The organism is Terrabacter sp. FW104-15G4B (assembly GCF_058790095.1).
Map to the genome: position 1 here is coordinate 1 of NZ_JBYTCI010000027.1, position 23101 is coordinate 23101.

A 23101-nucleotide genomic window follows, 5' to 3' on the forward strand; every position below is an offset into this window, starting at 1 on the left:
ACCCCGGTCTACGGCCGATGACGGCGGCGCCCCAGAGCCACCCCGGTGAGCCCGACCCGGGCACCGTCGCACCGACGGCGCCCGGGCGTCTCGGCGTGCCGGTCCAGGCCGGTGAGGCGCAGACCTACCTCAACGCGCTGCGCGAGTGGGTCGGCCAGCGCCGGGCCGACCTCGGCGAGGTCGACCGCGCGGTGCTGAAGCTCTCGCCGGCCGAGCAGGTGGCCATCACCAACGACCTCACCGTCGCCCTGACCTTCTGGAAGGCCGTCAGCGACCGGCTCACGCTGCTCGAGACGACCTTCGACGGTGGCCGAGTCGGTCCGGTCGAGGCCGAGCGGCTCTCGACCCTGATCCACGGGCGGCTCGACTCCAACACCACCGAGCACCTGTCGCTGCCCTCCAGCGGGTCCCTCGCCGTGAGCCTCCCGGAGGCGTGCCGGCTGCTCGACTCGCTGACCCGCACCCTCCAGGCGCGTGCGTCGCTCGCACCGGGGGCGGCCGAGGCGAGCCAGCGAATCACCCTGGTGCGCGCGGGGATCGAGCGCACCCGCGACCAGCTCCCGCTCGTGCCTGCCGGCGCCCAGCGCGACGACGCCACCGAGAAGCTCGCCCGTCTCGACCGCCGGATGGGCGACCTCGTCGAGCGGGCCCGCCGGGGAGCCGACGTCGGCGGGATGATCGGGCCGCTCGAGATCGACGTGGCGATGCTCGAGCGCGACCTCATCGTCGCCGCGGCCGAGCGGGCCTCGGCCGCGCGCAGCCGGGTGCGCACCCAGCAGCAGGTCGAGGAGCTCGACGCCCGAGCCGCCGCCATCCGCGCCCTCGAGCGCGCCTGCGTCGAGGCGATCACGCCGGCCCCGCACCTGGCCATCCCGAACGTCCGGGCGCTGGGACCCGTGCCGCAGGCGGCAGCCGAGCTCGCGGCATACCGCGAGAAGCTCGAGCGGGTCTCGCGGGCCCTCGACCTCGCCCACGAGACGTATGCCGCGGGGCTGGCCGAGCGCGACGAGGTGGTCGGCCTCGTGGGAGCCGTGGGGGCAATGGCGTCGTCGGCGACGCTGGCCGCCGAGACGCAGGCCGACGTCGACGAGCTGCGCCGCCGGCTCGACGAGACGCTGGCAGCGAAGCCGCTGCCCATCGCGCGGGCCCGCGCCCTCGCCGCCGCCTTCTCCGCCTACGTCGACACGGCCAACCGTCCGCAGCCGCGCACCGGTCGCCCGGTGACCCGTCCGTCCGCACCACGAACCCAGAGGCCACGCCCATGAACTGCACGCAGCCGGGCTGCACCGGAACGATCGTCGACGGCTACTGCGACGTGTGCGGCATGGCCGCCGGCTCCAACCCCGCACCCGCGCCGGTGGCCGTCGCGGCCGCGGCAGGCGCCGGCGCTTCCTCGCGACCGGTGAGCTCGCCGACCGGAGGAGGCTCGATCCCCGAGGGCGGGGCCTGCCAGCAGCCCGGGTGCACGGGCACGATCGACGCCGGCTACTGCAACGTCTGCGGCACCCCGGCCGACCAGCTCGCCGTCGCCGCGTATGCCGCACCCGCCACAGGGGGGGCTGCCTCTCCCAACGGCGGCACCGCCGCCACCGCCTCCACGGGTGCACCAGCGGGCGTTGGCCCGGAGCTGTCGACCCGCTCGGCCGCGTCGAGCAACCTCGCGTCGGCGGCCTTGGGCTCCAAGCGCGCCCGCGAGTCCGGCTCGGTGGCGACCCGCCGCACCAGCAGCTCCCAGCGCCTGCGCTCTGCTCGCCTCGGCGGCGGCATCACGACGGTGCGACCCGCTCCCGAGATCGACGCCGAGAAGGCGCTGCTGACGAACCCATCGGTCCCCGAGAGCAAGCGCTTCTGTCCCAAGTGCGGCGAGCCGGTGGGTCGCAGCCGCGACGGCAAGCCCGGCCGCACCACCGGCTTCTGCCCGAAGTGCCGCCAGCCGTTCTCCTTCGACCCCAAGCTGAAGGCGGGCGACCTCGTCGCCGGGCAGTACGAGGTGGCCGGCTGCCTCGCCCACGGCGGCCTCGGCTGGATCTACCTCGCGCGCGACAAGAACGTCTCGGACCGCTGGGTCGTGCTCAAGGGCCTGCTCAACTCGGCCGATCCGGACGCCCTCGCGGCAGCCATCGCGGAGCAGCGCTTCCTGGCGCAGGTGTCGCACCCGAGCATCGTCGAGATCTACAACTTCGTCACCCACGACAACGCCGGCTACATCGTCATGGAGTACGTCGGAGGCACGTCGCTGAAGTCGATCCTCAAGCAGCGGCTGCAGGCAGCCGGGACGTACGACCCGCTGCCCGTCGACCAGGCCCTGGCCTATCTCCTCGAGATCCTGCCGGCCTTCCAGTACCTCCACGACCTCGGGCTCGTCTTCTGCGACTTCAAGCCCGACAACGTCATCCAGGTCGGCGACGAGGTCAAGCTCATCGACCTCGGCGGCGTGCGCCGGGCCGACGACGAGGACTCGGCGATCTTCGGCACGGTCGGCTACCAGGCCCCCGAGGTCGCCGAGCTCGGTGTCTCCGTCGCCTCGGACATCTACACGATCGGGCGCACCCTCGTCGTGCTGACGATGGAGTTCCGCGGCTACCAGACGACCTACCTCAACACCCTGCCCGCCCAGGACACCGTGCCGGTCTTCCAGCGCTACGACTCCTTCTACCGGCTCGTCGCCAAGGCCTGCGCCCCCAACCGCGACGACCGTTTCGTCTCCGCCGACGAGCTGCGCTCGCAGATGGTCGGGGTGCTGCGCGAGGTCGTGGCGCTCGACCGCGGTTCCGGCGCGGCCGCGTCGACGATCAGCTCCCTGCTCTTCGACGTGCCGACGCCGGGCGCCGAGCCCGACGACTGGCGCAACCTCCCGGTCCTGCGCCGCGACCCGCACGACGCCCTCGTCGGCTGGCTCCAGACGGTCAACGGCGCGCCGGCCGAGCGGCTCGAGCGCCTGATGAACCCGCCCAAGGTCTCCACCGAGGTGCTCATCGAACGCGCCCGCACCGCTCTCGACGCCGGCCGGCCCGACGTCGCGGAGGCCACCGCCGGCGAGCTGCTCCGGGCCGACCCGTGGGAGTGGCGGGCCGTCTGGATCCAGGGGCTGGCTGCTCTCGACCGCGGCGACAGCCGGGCCGCGCAGGCCGCCTTCAACGCGGTCTACGGACAGGTGCCCGGTGAGCTCGCCCCCAAGCTGGCGCTCGCCCAGGCCTGCGAGCAGGCCGGTGACGACGCCGTCGCCGAGAACCTCTACATCGCCTGCGCCCGCACCGACGCCACCTACGTGCCCATGGCCGCCTTCGGTCTGGCCCGCATCCGAGCCGCGCGCTCGGATCTCGACGGCGCTGTTGCGGCATACCGGATGGTGCCGGTGCAGTCGAGCGCCTACCGCACCGCCCGCGCCGGGCTCGCGGAGCTGCTCGCGAAGGCCAACCGCGGCCTGCCGGATCTGGCCGAGGCGCTGCGCACCCTCGACGACACGTCGCTGTCGGCGCGGCGTCGTGCCGAGCTCACGACCCTGATCTACCGTGAGGCGCTCGTGACGGTGGAGAAGAGCGGCAACAAGGCCGACGTCCGCCTCGGCGAGCACAAGGGCACGCCGAACGGCCTTCGACTCGGCCTCGAGGAGGCCCTGCGCGAGCTGGCCAAGCGCACCCCCGACCTGTCCGAGCGCGTCCCCCTCGTCGACGAGGCCAACGCCATCCGACCCTGGAGCCTCTGGTGACCGACACCCCCCTGACCGGAGCGTCCGACGCCGCCCCGGACTCCTCCACGCGCGACTGCCCGGTGTGCGGCGCCGCCAACTCCGCGGAGTCGAGCTTCTGCGAGGCCTGCGGCGCCGACCTCGTCGTGAGCCCGCGCGCGGCGACGGCGGCCCACGCTGGCGGCGCTGCGACGGGGGCGCTCGGGGCGCTCGCCCCGGCGGACAGCGCCTCGGACGACCTGCTGGTCGCCCCGGCCACGCCGCAGACGGCGCCCGCCGGCGAGGAGTCACCGCTCGACGTCGGCTGGACCGGGCCGGTGCCGTCGTCGTCGGTCGCCCCCCCGGCCGACGACGAGCTGACCTGCCGGGCCTGCGGCCAGGGACGCATCGTCGACGGCTACTGCGACCACTGCGGCACCCCGCCGGCCGACCCCCGCGACCACTACGTCGAGTCGCCGGCGTCCTGGGTCGGTGGAGTCTGCGACATCGGCAAGCGTCATGCGCGCAACGAGGACGCGATGTCGCTGAGCGCCGCCGAGCCTCCCGGGTCCCGCGCCGTGCTCGTCGTGTGCGACGGCGTCTCGATGGCGACCGACTCGCACATCGCCTCCCTCGCGGCGGCCAAGGCGGCGCGCGCCGTGCTCGACCAACCCTTCCCGAAGGGCGTCGGCACGCCGGACGCGTGGGCGGCCGGAGCCGGTCGCGCCCTCGACGCCGCCGTCACGCTCGCCAACAAGGCGGTGGTCGCGTCCGTCGTCGAGGCGGTGCCCAACCCGCCGTCGTGCACCTTCTCGGCCGCCGTCGTCGAGGACGACGTCATCGTCGCGGCCAACGTCGGTGACAGCCGGGTCTACTGGCTGCCCGACGCCGTCGCCGAGCCCGCGCGCCAGCTGGGCAGGGACGACTCGTACGCCGAGGAGCAGATGGCGGCCGGCATGCCACGGGCCGAGGCCGAGAACGGGCCGCATGCCCACTCCATCACCCGCTGGCTCGGCCGCGACGCCCCCGACGACCTCACCCCCCACCTCACGACGGTGACGGGCACGCCCGGCTGGCTCATGGTCTGCTCCGACGGGCTCTGGAACTACTGCTCCGAGGCCGAGGCGCTGCGCACCCTGCTGCACGACGCCGCCGCCCAGCTCGACGACGCCACGCCAACCGCGGTGGCCGAGGCCCTCGTCGACTTCGCCAACGAGCAGGGTGGACGCGACAACATCACGGTTGCCCTCGCCAGACTGGCTGGGCGAGGATCGAGCACGACGAGCGAGGCAGCCGCGTCCGCGGCGCCCGTGGAAGGGGACCCGAGCAATGGCTGACTTCACGGCAGAGGTGTTCCAGAACGAGTTCCTCCCCGACGGGGGCACCGACGTGCACGCGATCGTCCGCGTGACCTCGACGGGTGCCTCCGCCGCCACGGGTGGCACGTCGGGCCTGACCGACCCCGGGTCGGCGGCCGAGGTGATCCTCATCGACACGTCGGGGTCGATGGGCCGCCGCGGCGTGCAGGCAGCCGGCGAGGCCGCCAAGGCAGCGCTGTCGGAGATCGTCGACGGCACGCTCTTCTCCATCGTGTCGGGCAACGGCACCGCACAGATCGTCTACCCCTACAGCCACCAGGGCGCGCTCGTGCCCATGTCGACGCACACCCGGGGCGAGGCGTACCGCGCCATCGAGGGCCTGCGCGCCAACGGCGGCACGGCCATGGGCACGTGGCTCACACTCGCGCGACAGATCTTCGAGACCGTTCCCCACGTCACCAAGCGCCACGCGATCCTGCTCACCGACGGCGTCAACGAGGGCGAGACGCCCCAGTCGCTGCAGGCCGCGGTCCAGAGCTGCCTCGGCGCCTTCCAGTGCGACTGCCGCGGCGTCGGCGACCAGTGGCGCGTCGACGAGGTGCGCGGGATCGCCTCCGCACTGCTCGGCACCGTCGACCTCATCCCCGCGCCCGAGGAGATGGCGGCCGAGTTCCAGGCGATGATGCGTGCCTCGATGTCGCGCGGCGTCGCCAACTCCGAGCTGCGCGTGTGGGTGCCCCAGGGCGCCGAGCTGCTCTTCGTCAAGCAGGTGTCGCCGACCCTCGAGGACCTCACTCCGCGCCGCACGGTCGTCAACCCACTCACCGGCGCCTACCCGACCGGCGCGTGGTCCGACGAGAGCCGTGACTACCACGTTGCCGTACGCCTCCCCGCCCGCACGCTGGGTCAGGAGCAGCTCGCCGCCCGCGTGCAGTTCTCCCTCGGCGGTGACCCCGTCGCCCAGGCGCTCGTCAAGGCCAAGTGGAGCAACGACGACTCGCTGACCACCCGGATCGACCCCGCCGTCGCCGCCTACACCGGGCAGGCCGAGCTCGCGACGGTCATCCGGGAGGGCTTGGCCGCCAAGGCCGCCGGTCAGGACGACGTCGCCACTTCGAAGCTCGGCCGCGCCGTCCAGCTCGCCGACGCCACCGGCAACGACGAGATGACCACGCGACTGAAAAAGGTCGTCGAGATCGACGACCCCGACACCGGCACCGTTCGCCTCAAGAAGGGCGCCTCCAAGATCGACGAGATGTCCCTCGACACCGCGTCGACGAAGACGAGCCGGGTACGCCGGTGAGCGCGGTCTGCCCCAACGGGCACACGTCCGAGGCCGAGGACTACTGCGACACCTGCGGCTCCCCGATCGACGCGAGCGCCCAACCTGCTGCTGCCAGCCCCCCGGCGGCCGGTGAGCCCGCGAGAGCGGGCGCGCCTGCCTCGTCCGGGTCCTCGCTCGACCTGGGTCTACCCGGCCCCGGCGCTGCCGGTGACGCAGGGGTCGGCAGCGCGAGCGGGACGGCGCCGGCACCCGCCGCACCCGCCGCACCCGCGGCGCCAACCGGGCTCGAGTGCCCCAACTGCCAGACCGAGAACCCCGACGGCGCGCTCTTCTGCGAGGCGTGCGGCTACGACTTCACCACCGGTGCCATGCCGCGCGACCCGGCCGCAGGCCCCGGTGACCTCGGGGACACCGAGCCCGACGGCGAAGCCGTCCGGGTCGCCGGCGCGCCCGGGCTCGGCCAGTCCCCGACCGCCCAGCCCCCGGCAGCTCCCGAGCCCGAGTCGTTCGAGTGGCTGGCGGAGGTCTGGGTCGACCCGGACTGGTACCAGACCCAGGAGGCCGAGGACCCCTGCCCGTCCCCCGGGCTGCCCACGATCATGCCGCTGCGACACCGCAGCGTGCTCCTCGGCCGGGTGTCGACGAGCAAGAAGACTCGTCCCGAGATCGACCTCTCGTCCGACCCGGGGGTCAGCCGCCGTCACGCCCAGCTGACGACCGACGGGTCCCGCTGGTTCGTCGAGGACCTCGGCAGCTCCAACGGCACGTTCGTGGGCCCCGCGGCCGGTCCGTTGCCCGAGCGCTCCATCGCAGTCGGCCCGAAGACGGAGCTCGGCGATGACGACCGGCTCTACGTCGGGGCGTGGACGCGCGTCGTCGTGCGCCGTGCGACCCCCGACGAGGTCGAGGCCTACGCCTGACGCACGGGAGTGACTGCTCCACCTGCCTGTCGGTGGAGCCGCACACGGCATACGGTGTGGACTGTGAGCGACCCGGCCCTCCACTGCCACGCCGACGTCCGACACGTCATCCTGGGCGCGAGCGCGTCTGGAGCGTCGACCGTCTCGAGGATCGGCTGAATGCCGGACCTCACGATCGGGCAGGTCGCCGAGCGCACGGGGACGGCGACCTCGGCGCTGCGCTACTGGGAGGAGCTCGGCCTCATCAGCTCGGTGCGCACGTCCGGCAACCAGCGCCGCTACGAGCGGGCGACCATCCGCAGGGTGTCCTTCATCCGCGCCGCGCAACGGGTCGGCCTGTCGCTCGACGAGATCGGCGCCGCCCTCTCGACGCTCCCCGAGGGCCGCACCCCGACGGCCACCGACTGGGCCCGCCTGTCACGGGCCTGGCGTAGCCGGCTGGACCAGCAGATCCGCCGCATCGAGAAGCTGCGCGACCAGCTGGACTCCTGCATCGGCTGCGGCTGCCTCAGCCTGCGCACCTGCGCCCTCAACAACCCCTCGGACGTGCTCTCCGAGCGCGGGCCCGGAGCCGTGCTGCTCGAGCCGTGACCGCGCCGTTGCCGGCCCTTTCCCGACCGGCGCCCACCACTCGGTCCGGTCAGTCCGGCGCCCCACCCTCAGCGGGCACGGCGTTGTCGGGCGCGGGGACCCCGGGGCCACCGACGGGGCCCGGTGCGCCGGCGCCGACCGCCGCCAGCTCGGGTATGCCGGCTGCCTCCTCGGGAGCGCCCGCCGAGTCGTCGAGGTCGGCCGCGGCACCCGCGAACTGGGCGGCATACAACGTCGCGTAGGCGCCGCCGGTCGCGAGCAGCTCGGCGTGAGTACCCTTCTCGACGATGCGGCCGTCGTCCATGACGAGGATCAGGTCGGCGTCGCGGATCGTCGAGAGACGGTGCGCGATGACGAAGCTCGTGCGGTCCGAGCGCAACGCCGCCATGGCCTGCTGCACGAGCAGCTCGGTGCGGGTGTCGACCGAGCTCGTGGCCTCGTCGAGGATGAGCAGCGCCGGGTCGGAGAGGAACGCACGGGCGATCGTGACCAGCTGCTTCTCGCCGGCCGAGATGTTGGACGCCTCGTCGTCGAGCACCGTGTCGTAGCCGTCGGGCAGCGAGTGCACGAAGCGGTCGACGTAGGTGGCCCGCGCGGCTGCCAGGACCTCCTCGCCGCTGGCACCGGGACGGCCGTACGCGATGTTGTCGCGGATCGTGCCGCCGAAGAGCCAGGTGTCCTGCAGCACCATGCCGATGCGGGCACGCAGGTCGTGACGGGTCAGGTCGCGGATGTCGACGCCGTCGAGGGTGATGCGTCCCCCGTCGAGCTCGTAGAACCGCATGATCAGGTTGACGAGGGTCGTCTTGCCGGCACCGGTGGGGCCGACGATCGCGACCGTCTGGCCGGGACGGACCGACAGGTCGAGGTCCTCGATGAGCGGCTTCTCGGGGGTGTACGCGAACGAGACGCCCTCGAAGGCGACGGCGCCGTGTGGGTCGTCGATCCGCACGGGGACGACGGCGTCGGCCTCCTGCTCGTCGGCGTCGAGCACCTCGAACACCCGCTCGGCAGAGGCGACTCCGGACTGGAGCACGTTGGCCATCGACGCCACCTGCGTCAGCGGCTGGGTGAACTGGCGGGAGTACTGGATGAACGCCTGGACGTCGCCGAGGCTCATCGTGCCCGACGCCACGCGCAGCCCGCCGACGACGGCGATCGCGACGTAGTTGAGGTTCCCGACGAACATCATGACCGGCATGATGATGCCGCTGATGAACTGGGCACCGAAGGAAGCCTCGAAGAGCTCGTCGTTCTTCTGCTTGAAGTTGGCCTCGGTCTCCTTCTGGCGGCCGTAGACCTTGACGAGCCCGTGACCGGTGAAGGTCTCCTCGACGATGCCGTTCAGCTCGCCGGTGTTGCGCCACTGCTGGATGAAGAGCTTCTGCGAGCGCTTGGCGATCAGGCTCGTCACGACGATCGAGATCGGGATGGAGACGAGCGCGATGAGCGCGAGCACCCACGAGATCCAGAACATGATGCTGAGCACGGCGACGACGGTGAGCAGCGAGGTGAGCAGCTGCGACATGGTCTGCTGGAGCGACTGGCTGACGTTGTCGATGTCGTTGGTCACTCGGCTCAGCAGCTCACCGCGCGGCTGGTTGTCGAAGTAGGGCAGCGGCAGGCGGTTGAGCTTGGCCTCCACCTCCTGGCGCAGGTCGTACATCGTCTGCTGGAGCACCCCCTGCAGGACCCAGCCCTGGACCCACATGAGCAGCGACGCCACGACGAAGAGCGAGACGACGAGCATCAGCACGCGGCTGAGGGCCTCGAAGTCGATGCCCTGCCCGGGGATGAAGGCGACGTTGCTCAGCAGGTCGGCATACGTCGTCTGGCCATTGGCTCGCAGCGTGTCGATGACCTGCTGCTTCGTGGTGCCGGGCGGGGCCTTGACCGTGCTGCCGATGACGCCGGCGAAGATGATGTCGGTGGCGCGGCCGAGGACCTTCGGGCCGATCGAGCTGAGCGTGACGCTCACGACCGCCAGCACGATCACGAGGACGACCTTGACGCGGTGCGGGCCCAGGCGGCCGAGCAGGCGCTTGGCCGAGGGCCCGAAGTTCAGCGACTTCTCGGCCGGCACGCCCATCTGCATGTGGGGCGGTCCCCCGCGCCGGGCAGGTCCGCGGCGGCTCTCTGCGGCCTTCTCCTCGGCCGTCTTGACTCCTTCGGCCATCAGGCCGCCTCCTCCGCGCTGCGCTGGGACTGGACGATCTCCTGGTAGGTCTGACAGGAGTCGAGAAGCTCGTCGTGCGTGCCCTGGCCGACGATGCGTCCGTCGTCGAGCACGAGGATGCTGTCGGCGTCGACGATCGTCGAGACGCGCTGGGCCACGATGACGACGGTGCTGTGGGCCGTGGCCGGTCGCAGGGCCCGGCGCAGGCGTGCGTCGGTCGACAGGTCGAGGGCCGAGAACGAGTCGTCGAACAGGTAGATGTCGGGTCGCTTGACGACGGCTCGGGCGATGGCGAGGCGCTGGCGCTGCCCGCCCGAGACGTTCGTGCCGCCCTGCGCGATGGCCGAGTCGAGCCCGCCCATCGCCCGGACGAAGTCCTCCCCCTGCGCGATGCGCAGGGCGTCCCACAGCTCCTCGTCGGTCGCGTCCGGGTTGCCGTAGCGCAGGTTGCTGGCGACCGTGCCGCTGAAGAGGTACGGCTTCTGCGGGACGAGCCCGATCTTGCTCCAGAGGTCGTCGAGCTCGAGGTCGCGCACGTCGACCCCGCCGACGCGGACCTTGCCGGCAGAGGCGTCGAAGAGGCGTGGCACGAGCCCGAGGAGGGTCGTCTTGCCGGCGCCCGTCGACCCGATGATCGCGGTCGTGCGCCCGGGGTCGGCGCGGAAGGTGACGTCGTGCAGCACCGCTGCCTCGGCCCCGGGGTAGTGGAAGTCGACGCCCGCGAACTCGAGCCCCGACGCGCCCGACGGCATCCTCAGGGGCTGCACCGACTCCACGACGGACGAGTCGGTGTCGAGCACGTCCTGGATGCGGCCGGCCGAGACGGCGGCCCGCGGGATCATCGTCGCCATGAAGGTCGCCATCATGACGGCCATGAGGATCTGGACGAGGTAGGACAGGAACGCCGTCAGCTGGCCGATCTGCAGGTCACCCGACTCGATGCGGTGGGCGCCGAACCACATGACGGCCGCGGTCGAGAGGTTGAAGATCAGCATGACGATCGGGAAGACGAGCGCCATGAGCCGCCCGACCCGCAGGCCGGCGTTGGTCAGCAGCCCGTTGGCCTCGGCGAAGCGGGCCTCCTCGTGCTCCTCGCGGACGAAGGCGCGCACGACGCGGATGCCGGTGATCTGCTCCCGCATGACGCGGTTGACCCCGTCGAGCGAGGTCTGCATGCGACCGAACCACGGCACCATCCGGGAGATGACGAGGCCGACGACGAGGCCGAGGAGCGGCACCGCCACGGCGACGAGCCAGGACAGGCCGCTGTCCTCGCGCAGCGCCATGATGATGCCGCCGACCATCATGATCGGCGTCGTCACGAGCAGGGTGAAGGCCATGAAGACGACCATCTGCACCTGCGTCACGTCGTTGGTGTTGCGCGAGATGAGCGTCGGGGCGCCGAAGCGGGTCACCTCCTGCGCCGAGAAGCCGACCACCCTGCCGAAGAAGCCGCCGCGCACGTCTCGGCCCATCCCCATGGCGACGCGCGCCGCGAGGAAGGTGGCGGCGACGGATGCGGTGATCTGAACGACGCTGACGGCCAGCATGATGCCGCCGTGGCTGACGATGTACGCGGTGTCGCCCTTGGCCACACCGTCGTCGATGATCTGCCCGTTGAGGGTTGGCAGGTAGAGCGAGGCCATCGTGCTCACCAGCTGGGCCAGCGTGATGAGCACGATCTGTCCCGAGTAGGGGCGCAGGTGACTGCGCAGCAGTCGGATCAGCATGTGGGTGCCTTTCGGTCGCTGGTGGAGCCGGTGGAGCAGGTGTCGCTGGGGAACGCTAGGGACTCACGTGGGGTCAGGGTCAACCGGTTTGTCACGGCGCGCCCCCGTCGACGTCGCGCCGGACGAGACCGAAGAGGACCGTGTCGACGATCTCCTCGGGGGTCAGCACCTGCCCGTCGGCGATGCCGGGATGGCTGCCGGAGAAGGTGAGCAGCCGGATGCGGTGCACGACATCCGTGCCGGGCACGACGAGGCTGTCCTCGTCGCGGATGAGCAGCCGGTGGATCGTCTCGAGCAGGGGCTGGTGCGCGGCGACGTGCTCCTGCTCGTCGGCGTGGCCGCGCAGGTGCCGACCCGCGTCGTAGCAGGCCTGGTGCGGCCCGCGGTTGGGCGGCTCACTGAGGCCGAGGGCACCCATCAGGCCGAAGACCTCGGTGAAGCGCTGCTGCATGATGCGGGTGAAGTCGACGAGCCGGTCGCGCAGCGACGCCTCGGGGTCGATGGCGGCGATGCGGCGGCGCACCGGCGCGGGGCAGAAGGCCGCCTGGACGGCTTCCTTCTCGAGGACCTCCTTCGTCGGGAAGACCCGGAAGATCGTGCCCTCGGCGACGCCGGCCTCCTGGGCGATCTCGCTCGTGGTGGGCTTGCGGCCCTCGCGGTGCGCAAGCCGGACGAACACCTCGATGAGCGCGTCCCGCCGGGCGTCGGGGTCCATGGGGGCTGCTCGCCGCTGCCCCGTCCGCTGTCCCTCCACTCGCGTCGACACGCCTTCCATCATGAATGAGTGAGCACTCACTCACAAGGGGTTCATCGAAGTTTCCCTCGGGATTCGAGCGGGCTCACCTCGTTCGCGCGGCAGGTGGTCCGTTGCGCCGCACCTCGCTCTTCGCAGAAACGCTCGCGCCGGGGCCCACTCGCTGGCGGAGCTCTGCCTTGATCGTCTCGATCGTCTCCCTCGTCTCCATCGTCGCGGTCGACGGGCTCGAGGAGCGGAGGGCGGCACCGGTGCCCCGCGCGAGGCCGTCCGCCTGCGTCTGCACCCACGCCCGGAGGAAGGTGAGGTCGTCGCCGGTGAGGCGAGCCCCCTTCGGATCGACGACGACGAACTGGTAGGCAGCGGCCGACGCCCTGCACGAGTCGCACCCCGCGTTGACGGCGAGCGACCGGTTGTTGGCGACCACGGCACCGGCCCGACGCAGCATGACCACCTGGACGGAGACGGCCACCGAGCTGCACCGGGCGCAGGCCGACGACGACGCCGTGGCGAGGTTGTCGACGGTGACGCGGTCGCCGTGGTTCACGTAGACGACTCCCAGGGCCGTGGCCCGCGACGAGCAGCCGGCACACGTGGCGTCGGAGGCGGCCACGACGTTCGAGTCGACCCGGCGTCCGCCCAGCCTCGCGGCGTCGAACGCGTCGTCCGCAACGGTGCGGTCTGCCTTCGAGGCGATGGCGAGCGCCGTCACGTCGAGCTGCCCGTGCTCGCGCGCCGCGTCCGCGGCCGTCCAGCCGGTGCTGGCGAGGAGGGCGAGGGCCGCCACCAGGGCGGTCGCGCGTGCCCGCCGCCTCATGAGACCGCTCCGTCCGGGGCGAACCCATCGGCGACGGCGGCCGTCACCTCGACGAGGGCTGCCCTCGTGTCAGGCTTGAGGGCCGACAGGCTCGTCTCGGACCCGAGCTCGAGCGCTGGGTCCCACGGGACGAGGACGACCCTGCGGCAGCGTCGTTCGAAGTGCTCGACGATGGGGGCGATCGGAGCGCCGACTCCCCTGCGCACGGCATTGATGACGACGACGGCCTGTCTCACGAGCTCGCCGTCCTGGTGCTCATCGAGCCAGTCGAGCGTCAGGGCCGCTGCACGGCCGCCGTCGACCCCGGCGCGCAGGACGAGGACCAGCTGGTCCGCCTCGGCGAGCAGTCCCTGGTTCGCACTGTCGAGGATGCCGGTGCCGGTGTCGAGGACGATGAGGTTGTAGAAGCGATCGAGCAAGCCGATGAGCGAGTGGTAGTCGTCCCGACCGAGGGCCATCCCGATCCTCGGGTCGTCGTCGGAGGCGATCACCTCGAGCCGGGACTCGATGGCTTGGGAGGTGTAGGTGCGCAGCTGGGAGTAGGTCTCGATGCGAGCCAGGTCGTCGAGCACATCGGTGATCGTCTGGGCGTTGGGGTGCGCGACGCGGTGAGCCAGGTTGCCGGCATCAGGGTTGGCGTCGACGGCCACGACCCGGTCGCCACGCAGCGACGCAAAGGTGCTGCCGATGGCCAGGCTCATCGTCGTCTTGCCCACACCGCCCTTGCGGCTCATCACGACGATGCGACGTGAGCCCGTGATGGGAGTGCGTAGCCGATCCTCCAGCTCGAGCCGACGGCGCTCCTGCGGCCCCGGCCCCAGGTTGATCGCCTGACCCGAGGCACTGAACACGGCGCGCCGCCAGCCCCTGTGCGGCACGGGTGCCACCCGGCGCAGCATGAGGTCGTCGCTGAAGCACGCAGCCGTCAGCCCGTCGCCGGACGCGCCCTGCGCAGTGGGGTGCTGGGCCGGCTCGACCGGTGCAACCGGTGCGACCGGCGCGACCGGTGCAAGGCGCTCTACCGGCGCGGCGGCGATGGTGTGAGGGGGTGAGCCGGCTTGTCCGGCCGGGATGGCGGGGGCGGCGAGAGTCGGCGCAGCCTCCGCCCAGGTGTCACTGGCCATGGGGTCCTCCTGGTCTGATCGGATCTCCGAAGGGGTGGAACGATGGCGCCAGCTGGTGTGCAGCAGGCGCCAGATGGCTCGGGTGAGGCGTTGGATGAGGACCGCGAGGCCCAGCAACGGGACGGCGAGCAGCAGCAAGGAGATGACTGACAAGGCCATCACCGTGACGTCACCGACGCTGCGAGCCGACTCGAACTGGCGAGCCTGCACTTCCATGGCTGCCACGTTGGTGCTCAGGATGAAGGGGAGGTTCCACAGCAGCCACGCCATCCCCGCGACCAAGGTGGGGACCACGAAACACACCCACGCGATGACGACCCGTCTCGCTGCAGGGCGCAGCTCGACCACGCGTGGATCGGTGGCCACTCCGGGCCGAAGGCTGCGCAGGACCGGCCCCACACGGGCGAAGAGATCAGGCACGCCTGCGAGGTCGGCGAGCACGTAGTAGCCGTCCAGGCGCACGGCGGGGACCAGCTGCTGCGCCATCTCGATGTGCATCATCAGCACGGCGATGAGCAGGATGCTCGATCCGGTCGCCAGATAGCCTGCGGACAGTGCGATGAGGCACAGGACGTTGAAGTACAGCCCACCGAGGTCCGTGCGCAACCGCCCGGAACGGCTGAGGCGGTAGGAGTCGGTCACGTCGGTGTAGAAGGCGGGAAAGAGCAGGTAGACGCCGAAGCCGATGGCCCCGGGGCGACCGCCGCCGTAGGCACACGCGGCGGCGTGTCCCGTCTCGTGCACGAGCGCTCCGGCCGTCAGCAGCACGTAGAGACCGAGCATCAGCGTGGGTGTCATGAGCAGGTCGGTGACGGCGGTTCCCAGGTCAGCGGCACGCAGGAGCCGGACGTCGAGCGCCACGACAGCCACGAGGGCGAGGACGACGACGGGCGGCCAGAAGAGCGGCGCGAGCACCCTGGCGAGCGCCGGCACCCAGGGCGCCGGGATGATGGACCCGCGCAACGACAGCGAGAGCAGGGGGCGTGCCGTCGGCAGTCCAGCCTCGCTCGCGCCACCCTGCTCGTCGGCCGCTGGCTCGCCGGGAGCTGGTTCGTCGAGGTCCCGGGTGACGAGGCCGAGCGGGAGCAAGCGTGTGGACAACAGGTGCTCGAGACCCTCGACGTCGAGGGTTCGGCCGTAGTCGTCGCTGACCGAACGGGCGATGTGCTCGGGCAACCGGTCCGCGCGCACGTGGCTGAGCACGAGATGCAGCAGCTCGGACAGCTGGAGCACCTGACCGTCGCTGCGGCGGACCAGGTGGGTCGACCCGCGCAGGCCGGAGCCCTGCACCGGCCCCAGCTGGTCCAACCCGTCGGCGATCCGCCACTTCGGTGGTCCCTGCCCGGCGGCCGGGGCGGCCTCCGGGCCGTTCGCAGCGATCTGGGTGGCCTGCATACACGTCCCTCCGTTCCGGTCTGCTGCGACAGGGCGGGCGCAGCCGCGGCCGCGCCCGCCCCTTTAGCCGGTGGCCTACCTCAGGACAGCCAGGTATTGCCCCGCCACTGCACTCGCCGTCGCGTTGCTCGAGGCAGCGTTGATGGCGAAGGCGAGGTTGACTCCGACGACTGTCGTTACGTTGACGCAGGCGAAGTAGCACAGCGTGTCGCGGCACGGAAGGAGAGCGATGCCCTGGGCATCGAGCTCCCTCTGGTCGAGAGGCGTTCTCTCCTGCATGCGGACCCTCTCCCTCTGGTTGCAGCTCGCATCCGGGTCCGGGTACGGCTCCCGAGGGCTCGGGAGCCGCATCCGGCAGCGGTCAGCCCTGGCTGACGGAGATGGTCTGAACGGCTGCGCTGTTGGCCTGCGACAGCAGAGATCCGACGTTCAGGGCCATCGATGTGTTGGAGGCATAGATGCTCGACCAGTTGTGGAGGTGGAGCGTCTCCTTCGACGGGAGCAGCGCCACCATCTCGGTGTCGAGCTCGGCGAGCGTGAGCTTCGTGTCCATGGGTTTCACCTCCTTTCCCGGTAGACGCGATGCGTGCCAGTTGAGCGGAAGCTGCGTGACCGAGGCGTGACCCCCGCGTGACCGCCGCGTGACTCCGGCGTGACCGCGACGGCTCGATCGCCTGCTGCGTTTTTCGCGAACGCGGTTGTCGCACTTATGAGTACAAGATTCTTGTTCGGGGGAATACTGGTCTTTCGGAAGAACAAGACCAACCGGCCTGAGTGACGGCGCCACGGTTGACTGCGTGGCAGATGGCTGGGTAGTTCGATCGGTGGGGGATCGATGAACACCAAGGCTCACGCATGTCGGCTTCGCCTCTTGGGATTCTGGAGCCTGGACGTCGGCTCGCAGCGGGTCCACATCGGTTCCCGGGAGCAGCGTGTCCTGGCGCTGGTGGCCCTGCGCGGGCCGCAGATGCGGGGGTCGTTCGCCGGCACGCTCTGGCCCGACAGCACGGAGGCTCGTGCACGAGCCAACCTCCGCACCTCGCTCAAGCGGCTTCGCGCCATCCACGAGGGGCTCGTCTCGACGGAGAGCGCCGCCTTGGTCTTCGGGTGGCCGGTGAGCGTCGACGTCTGGGAGCTGTGTGACTGCATGGAACGCGTGGAGCGGTTGCATCGGGCGGATGAGCTCGACCTCCCGAACGCGCTCGCCACGCTCGACGGCCCCGCGCTCCTGCCCGGCTGGTTCGACGACTGGGTCCTCGAGGAGCGTGAGCGCTTGCACCACCGCAGGATCCGCGCCCTCGAGCGCATCGCCGCCCACCTGCTCGACGAGGGGGATCCGACGTCGGCCGCCACCTTCGCCGAAGCGGCACTCTCGCACGAGCCGCTCCTGGAGAGCGCCGCGTCGCTCGTGATCAGGGCGCATCTCGTCGCCTGCAACCACTCGGCCGCGGTGCAGGTCTACCGACAGTTCCGCGAGGATCTCGGCACCGAGCTCGGCATCCCACCCTCGCGGGCCCTCACGGAGATCGTGCGCGGTGCCACCGGGCCGGGCGCCACCCGCTCCTTCTGAGCACTGGGTTCGGCGCCGGTCATCGGCCGTGCCGCGTCGCGCTCAGACGAGCAGGCCGTCGGCCACGAGGTCGCGGACCTGCGGGACCAGCTCGGCGCGTACGTCGTCGGGGTCGAGGCCCATGACCGTCGCGATCGCGTCGAAAGCAGCGCGCGCCGTCAGCTCCCCGTCGGCCACCCCGAGGTATGCCGCCAGCAGCGTCCCGGCGCGCACGACTCGTCCCAGCCCGCCGCCCTGTCGCACGAGGATGACGCTCGGGTCCTCGGCCCCCGGGCGGCCGTGTCGCTCCTCGGTGACGTCGGCGGCGCACGACCACGCGACGTCGAGCACGTCGTCGTCGGAGTGCTCGGCGAGCCAGTTCCGTGCGCGCAGGCCGGCATCGATGGTCGGGCCCATCGGCGCCGCCACGGGCCCGTGCGCCTCGTCGAGAGAGCGCCACGTCGCGCGGTCTCCGACCGGCCGCTGCAGGGTCACGACCCCGAAGCCGACCCGTTCGACGTCACGGGAGGCGAAGTCGCGCAGCCACGCCGCATACAGCTGGGAGTGGGCCTCGCTGCCGGGCTGCGCCCCGCCGTCGCGCGCCCACAGCTCGGCGTACTGGGCCGGGTCCTGCGACTCGCGCTGCACGACCCAGGCGTCGAGGGCCACCCCGTCGCGTGCCTGCTCGTCGAGCCACTCGGTCCACACCTCGCGCCAGGTGCGGCCGGCCGGCACCTCCCAGTTGCCGAGGAACTGGGCGATGCCGCCGGACTCGAGGACCGTGCCGACCTGGCGCACGAGAGAGCTGACGAGGGTGTCGCCGGCGCGGCCTCCGTCGCGGTACTCGTAGAGCGGCAGGCCGTCGTCGCGCGGCGTGATGACGAAGGGCGGGTTGCTGACGACCAGCGAGAAGCGCTGTCCCGCAACGGGGCTCAGCAGGTCTCCGGCCAGCAGCTGCAGGGGCGGCACGGCGCCGGGGCCGTCGGAGTCGGCGAGCGCGACGTTGAACGCGGCGTACGCCAGCGCCCGCCGCGAGATGTCGGTGGCGACGATTGAGCGCGCATGGCCGGTGAGGTGCAGGGCCTGCACGCCGCAGCCGGTGCCGAGGTCGAGCGCGCGGTCGACGGGCCGGCGCACCGTCCACGACGCGAGGGTCGTGGAGGCGCCGCCGATGCCGAGCACGTGGTCAGGCCGCAGCGGACCGCCGACGACCAGCTCGGACAGGTCCGAGGCCACCCACCAGTCGTGGGTGTCGTCGCCGTATGGGCGCAGGTCGCACGTCGCGACGACGTCGCGGTCCGGCGCGGCCGACCGCGCGGTGGCGAACCCGGCGCGACCCTCCTCGAGGCGCACGAGCCCGAGCGCCACCGCTCCCTGGACGCCCAGCGTCGGAAGGGCGGCAGCGAGCGCCGAGGCGCGCACCGGCCGGCCGAGGGTGAAGAGGCGCACGAGGGTGCCGCAGGCGTCGGTCAGCGATCCGGTGGCCGACGCCTCGGCCGACTCCCCTGCCGACTCCGTGGCGAGCAGCGCAGGGAGCGGCTGCTCCCGGTGCAGTGCCGCGGACGCGACGGGGCCGAGCCGCTCGTCGACGCCGTGGACGGTGAAGCCGGCAGCGGTGAGGTCGGCGCGCAGGAGCGCGACGAGCCGCTCGTCGACGACGGGCGTGTCGCTCAGGACGGCTCGCTCGCGCCGCTGGTGGCGTCGGCAGCCGCGAGGGCCGCCTCGAGGGTCGGATGGATCTCGAAGACCTTGTCGAGGCCGGTGATCGAGAAGACCTTGAGCACGCGGTCGTCGGTGCCCACGAGCCGCAGCGAGCCGCCGCGGGTGCGGGTGAGCTTGAGCCGACCGACGAGGACCCCGAGGCCCGTGGAGTCGAGGAAGGTGACGTCGCTCAGGTCGACGACGAGCTGCGTGCGACCGCTCTGGATCTGCTCGTCGAGCTTCTCGCGCACGAGCGGCGCGGTGTACACGTCGATCTCGCCGCCGAGGTGCACCACGGTCTGGTCGCCATGGTCGGCTCGGGTGATCGAGAGATCCACCTGTGCCCCTTCCTGTGCCCACACTTGAGGTTGCCGGTCGTGGGGTCGCATCGCAGGGGCTTGGTCCGGTGTCGACCGAACGAAGGCCGAGCCCGTGTCCCACGCCTGTTTGACTGCGCGGTAACGTGCCCCGCACGTCGGTAACCGTACCCTGACGGCATACGGTTGCTCCACATGAACGGGGAGCCAGCGCCCACGCGTACCGTGCCGGGAGCACCCGGACGCGGCTCGGCGTCCACCGTGCGCACCAGCCCCGAGGAGCTGCTCAGCACCCTCGTCGGCGAGCACCCGGAACGGCTCGTCCACGTCCACGAGGCGCCCGCCCGGGCGGCCGTGCACGGCGAGTGGCCGGAGTGGGTGGATCCGACCCTGCTCGGCGCCCTGCTGGCGTCGGGCCTGCAGGCCCCGTGGTCGCACCAGGTGGAGGTCGCGCAGGCCGCGCACTCCGGCCGGCACGTCGTCGTCAGCACCGGGACGGCGTCGGGCAAGAGCCTCGGCTACCACCTGCCGATCCTCACCGACCTCATCGCGGGCGCGGCGGCCCCCAACGGCCGAGGCGCCACGGCGCTCTACCTCTCCCCCACCAAGGCGCTCGCGGCCGACCAGCTGAGCCGCATCGACCGGCTGGCGCTGCCCGGGGTGCGGCCCGCGACATACGACGGCGACACCCCCACGGACGAGCGGCGCTGGATCCGCGACCACGCCAACCTCGTGCTGACCAACCCGGACCTGCTGCACCACTCGCTGCTGCCGGGGCACGAGCGGTGGAGCTCGTTCCTGCGGGCGCTGCGCTACGTCGTCGTCGACGAGTGCCACGTCTACAAGGGCGTCTTCGGCGCCCACATGGCTGCGGTGCTGCGCCGCCTGCGCCGGGTCGCCGCGCGCTACCGCAGCGAGCCGGTCTTCGTCTTCGCGTCGGCCACCGTGGCCGACCCGGAGGAGCATGCCTCACGGCTGCTGGGTATGCCGGTCGCTCCGGTCACGCGGGATGGGTCGCCGCGCGCACCGATGACCTTCGCCCTCTGGGAGCCACCGCTGCTCGTCGACGAGACGGGCCAGCCGCAGCGCGTCAGCACGATCACCGAGACGGGTGAGCTGCTCGCCGGGTGCGTGCGCGAGCACGTGCAGACGGTGGCCTTCGCCCGCTCCCGAGCGGGCGTCGAGGTGGTGGCGCGGATCGCCAAGGAGCGGGTGCCCGTCACGGACGAGCACCGGGTGGCGGCCTACCGGGGCGGCTACCTGCCCGAGGAGCGCCGCGAGCTCGAGCGGTCGCTGCGCTCCAAGGAGCTGCTGGGGCTCGCCGCCACGAACGCGCTCGAGCTGGGCGTCGACGTCAGTGGGCTGGATGCCGTGTTGCTCGCCGGGTGGCCGGGCACCCTGTCCTCGCTGTGGCAGCAGGCCGGTCGTGCCGGGCGCTCCGGCGAGCGCTCGCTCGCCGTGCTCGTCGCCGCCGACGACCCGCTCGACACGTTCGTCGTGCACCACCCGGAGTCGATCTTCGGCCGGGGCATCGAGGCGACCGTCGTCGACCCGGACAACCCGCACGTGCTCGCCCCGCACCTCGCGGCCGCTGCGGCGGAGCTGCCGGTGACGGAGGCCGACCTCGCGATCTTCGGGCCGCAGACGCGGGTGCTGCTGGACGCCCTCGTTGCCCGCGGCATCCTCAAGAAGCGCCCGCGCGGCTGGTTCTGGGGGCGCGAGGACCGGCCCGCCGACCACCTGTCGCTGCGCGGGGCCGGTGAGCCGGTGCGGATCATCGAGACCCGCACCGGGCGCGTCGTCGGCACCGTCGACGACGCGGCCGCGCACTCGCAGGTGCACACGGGGGCGGTGCACCTGCACCAGGGGCAGACCTGGGTGGTGACCGAGCTCGACCTCGACGACCACGCCGCCTTCGCGGTGCGCGGCGACCCGGGCTGGACGACGCAGGCCCAGTCGGTGAGCGACTTCCAGATCGTGCACGAGACGGAGCACGAGGACTGGGGGCCGGTCCGGTGCTCCTTCGGGCACGTGACGGTGCGCCACCAGGTGACCTCCTTCCTGCGGCGGCTCCCGGGCGGGGAGGTGCTCGGCGAGCACCCGCTCGACCTGCCGCCGCGGTCGCTGGCCACCAAGGCCGTCTGGTGGACGATGCCCGTCGAGGAGCTCGCGGCCGTCGGGGTGGCGGAGGACGGCATACCCGGGGCCGCGCACGCCGCCGAGCACGCCGCGATCGGGATGCTGCCGCTCTTCGCGACGGCCGACCGGTGGGACATCGGCGGGGTGTCGACGGCGCTGCACCCGGACACCGGCCTGCCGACGATCCTGATCTACGACGGCCATCCCGGCGGGGCGGGCTTCGCCGAGCGGGGCTACCGGCGGATCCGGACGTGGCTCAGCGCGACGCGTCAGGCCATCGCAGCCTGCGAGTGTCCCAGCGGGTGCCCGTCGTGCATCCAGTCCCCGAAGTGCGGCAACGGCAACGAGCCCCTCGACAAGGCCGGCGCCGTGGCCCTGCTCGACCTCGTGCTGCGCGCGGCCGGGCCCGGATCCCTCTCGACGTCCTGACCCCGGCTGCCCTGCCCACCGGCCGACGCCCACACTTTGAGACATAATCCCGCGTTATTTGACCGGTAACGCCGCGCTATTCGAAACTCCCATGCAACGGATAGGGAAACCACCGATCCGGACGCGATCCCTCAGGAGCCCGACATGCGCCGCCCCTCCCTCGCCCTCGCCGCCATCGCCGTCACCGCGACCCTCGGCCCGACGGCGTGCGCCGGCGGAGGCGCCAGCGACACGGTCGCAGCCGCGGGCACGGCACCCGCTGGGGGCGCCGCGACCAGCACCATCAACCTCTTCGCGTATGCCGTCCCGAAGGTCGGCTTCGACGTCGTCATCCCGGCCTTCCAGAAGACCGCAGCCGGCAAGGGCGTCCAGTTCCAGCAGAGCTACGGCGCCTCCGGCGACCAGAGCCGCAAGGTCGCCGCCGGGGCCGGGGCCGACTTCGTCAACTTCTCCGTCGAGCCGGACGTGACGCGTCTGGTCGACGCAGGTCTCGTCGACCCCACCTGGAATGCCAACGAGCACAAGGGAGTTCCCTTCGGCTCCGTCGTGACCATCGTGGTCCGCAAGGGCAACCCGAAGGGCATCCAGGACTGGGACGACCTGCTCAAGCCCGGCATCCAGGTCGTCACCCCCAACCCGTTCTCCTCTGGCTCGGCCAAGTGGAACCTGCTCGCGCCGTATGCCGCCACGAGCAACGGCGGCGCCGACAAGGCCGCCGGCCTCGCCTACGTCTCCGCCCTCGTCAAGGAACACGTCAAGGTCCAGCCGAAGTCGGGGCGAGAGGCCACCGAGACGTTCCTGCAGGGCAGCGGCGACGTGCTGCTCAGCTACGAGAACGAGGCGCTCTTCATCGAGAAGAACGGCGACCCCGTCCAGCACGTGACGCCCCCGACGACCTTCAAGATCGAGAACCCCGCCGCGGTGCTCAAGGGCAGCAAGAACCTCGCCAAGGCAACGGCCTTCAACGACTTCCTCTACACCCCCGAGGCTCAGAAGCTGCTCGCCGAGGCAGGCTTCCGCCCGGTGGACCAGACGGTGGCTGCACACTACGCGTCGAAGTTCCCGAACCCCGCCAAGCTCTGGACGATCGCGGACCTCGGCGGCTGGAAGACCGTCGACAGCACGCTCTTCAAGAAGGACGTCGGGGACATCGCCAAGATCTACGACTCGGCGACGCAGTGACGGACG

17 protein-coding genes are annotated in these 23101 nt (G+C 71.8%); 9 read left to right on the forward strand and 8 right to left on the reverse strand.

The genetic code is table 11. The annotated features are described in order from the left end of the window. Window positions 1-17 precede the first annotated feature (17 nt). The 6 genes from AC3WRT_RS16985 to soxR all read left to right on the forward strand — a co-directional run bounded on the left by AC3WRT_RS16985 (window position 18) and on the right by soxR (window position 7782). The gene (locus AC3WRT_RS16985) at window positions 18-1265 is read left to right on the forward strand and encodes a hypothetical protein (protein ID WP_492724079.1); all 1248 of its coding nucleotides are present in this window, start codon (window positions 18-20) and stop codon (window positions 1263-1265) included. Next, complete coding sequence (locus AC3WRT_RS16990; protein WP_492724017.1) at window positions 1262-3709, forward strand: serine/threonine-protein kinase; 2448 nt, start codon at window positions 1262-1264, stop codon at window positions 3707-3709. Before AC3WRT_RS16985 ends, AC3WRT_RS16990 begins: the two co-directional genes overlap by 4 nt. Further along, window positions 3706-5004, forward strand: a complete 1299-nt coding sequence (locus tag AC3WRT_RS16995; RefSeq protein ID WP_492724018.1) for a PP2C family protein-serine/threonine phosphatase — start codon at window positions 3706-3708, stop codon at window positions 5002-5004. The genes AC3WRT_RS16990 and AC3WRT_RS16995 overlap by 4 nt, the downstream gene beginning before the upstream one ends. Then, window positions 4997-6289, forward strand: coding sequence for a VWA domain-containing protein (locus AC3WRT_RS17000; RefSeq protein ID WP_492724020.1), 1293 nt, complete (start codon window positions 4997-4999; stop codon window positions 6287-6289). Before AC3WRT_RS16995 ends, AC3WRT_RS17000 begins: the two co-directional genes overlap by 8 nt. Further along, on the forward strand, window positions 6286-7191 hold the full coding sequence (locus AC3WRT_RS17005) for an FHA domain-containing protein (RefSeq protein WP_492724022.1): 906 nt from the start codon (window positions 6286-6288) through the stop codon (window positions 7189-7191). The genes AC3WRT_RS17000 and AC3WRT_RS17005 overlap by 4 nt, the downstream gene beginning before the upstream one ends. Before the next feature lie 159 nt (window positions 7192-7350). Beyond that, window positions 7351-7782 (forward strand): redox-sensitive transcriptional activator SoxR, encoded by a 432-nt coding sequence (soxR, locus tag AC3WRT_RS17010; protein WP_492724023.1) that lies wholly within the window; start codon window positions 7351-7353, stop codon window positions 7780-7782. A gap of 49 nt (window positions 7783-7831) precedes the next feature. Here the strand turns inward: soxR and AC3WRT_RS17015 are convergent, their stop codons facing one another. The 6 genes from AC3WRT_RS17015 to AC3WRT_RS17040 form a co-directional block, all read right to left on the reverse strand. After that, on the reverse strand, window positions 7832-9958 hold the full coding sequence (locus AC3WRT_RS17015; RefSeq protein ID WP_492724025.1) for an ABC transporter ATP-binding protein: 2127 nt from the start codon (window positions 9956-9958) through the stop codon (window positions 7832-7834). Beyond that, the gene (locus AC3WRT_RS17020; RefSeq protein WP_492724027.1) at window positions 9958-11688 is read right to left on the reverse strand and encodes an ABC transporter ATP-binding protein; all 1731 of its coding nucleotides are present in this window, start codon (window positions 11686-11688) and stop codon (window positions 9958-9960) included. Before AC3WRT_RS17020 ends, AC3WRT_RS17015 begins: the two co-directional genes overlap by 1 nt. Before the next feature lie 91 nt (window positions 11689-11779). Continuing rightward, entirely contained in the window at window positions 11780-12403 is a 624-nt protein-coding gene (locus AC3WRT_RS17025; RefSeq protein ID WP_492724029.1) for a TetR/AcrR family transcriptional regulator, read from the reverse strand. A 124-nt stretch (window positions 12404-12527) separates the two neighbouring features. Further along, entirely contained in the window at window positions 12528-13259 is a 732-nt protein-coding gene (locus AC3WRT_RS17030) for a hypothetical protein (RefSeq protein WP_492724031.1), read from the reverse strand. Then, window positions 13256-15778 (reverse strand): MinD/ParA family ATP-binding protein, encoded by a 2523-nt coding sequence (locus AC3WRT_RS17035; RefSeq protein WP_492724032.1) that lies wholly within the window; start codon window positions 15776-15778, stop codon window positions 13256-13258. Before AC3WRT_RS17035 ends, AC3WRT_RS17030 begins: the two co-directional genes overlap by 4 nt. A 361-nt stretch (window positions 15779-16139) precedes the next feature. After that, the gene (locus tag AC3WRT_RS17040) at window positions 16140-16331 is read right to left on the reverse strand and encodes a hypothetical protein (RefSeq protein WP_492724034.1); all 192 of its coding nucleotides are present in this window, start codon (window positions 16329-16331) and stop codon (window positions 16140-16142) included. 318 nt (window positions 16332-16649) lie between these two features. Between AC3WRT_RS17040 and AC3WRT_RS17045 the strand changes: the two genes are divergently transcribed. Continuing rightward, window positions 16650-17348 carry an AfsR/SARP family transcriptional regulator gene (locus tag AC3WRT_RS17045; protein WP_492724036.1) on the forward strand — a complete coding sequence of 233 codons (699 nt, stop codon included), beginning with the start codon at window positions 16650-16652 and terminating at the stop codon, window positions 17346-17348. Window positions 17349-17390: 42 nt separating this feature from the next. On the opposite strand, the gene AC3WRT_RS17050 is transcribed toward AC3WRT_RS17045, so the two are convergent. Beyond that, window positions 17391-19001 (reverse strand): DUF7059 domain-containing protein, encoded by a 1611-nt coding sequence (locus AC3WRT_RS17050; RefSeq protein ID WP_492724081.1) that lies wholly within the window; start codon window positions 18999-19001, stop codon window positions 17391-17393. After that, window positions 18998-19366 carry an anti-sigma factor antagonist gene (locus AC3WRT_RS17055; RefSeq protein ID WP_492724082.1) on the reverse strand — a complete coding sequence of 123 codons (369 nt, stop codon included), beginning with the start codon at window positions 19364-19366 and terminating at the stop codon, window positions 18998-19000. The genes AC3WRT_RS17050 and AC3WRT_RS17055 overlap by 4 nt, the downstream gene beginning before the upstream one ends. Before the next feature lie 174 nt (window positions 19367-19540). Between AC3WRT_RS17055 and AC3WRT_RS17060 the strand changes: the two genes are divergently transcribed. Together AC3WRT_RS17060 and AC3WRT_RS17065 are read left to right on the forward strand one after the other, a co-directional pair. Continuing rightward, window positions 19541-21913 carry a DEAD/DEAH box helicase gene (locus AC3WRT_RS17060; RefSeq protein ID WP_492724037.1) on the forward strand — a complete coding sequence of 791 codons (2373 nt, stop codon included), beginning with the start codon at window positions 19541-19543 and terminating at the stop codon, window positions 21911-21913. Window positions 21914-22057: 144 nt separating this feature from the next. After that, complete coding sequence (locus AC3WRT_RS17065) at window positions 22058-23095, forward strand: sulfate ABC transporter substrate-binding protein (protein WP_492724039.1); 1038 nt, start codon at window positions 22058-22060, stop codon at window positions 23093-23095. The last annotated feature ends 6 nt before the right edge of the window (window positions 23096-23101 follow it).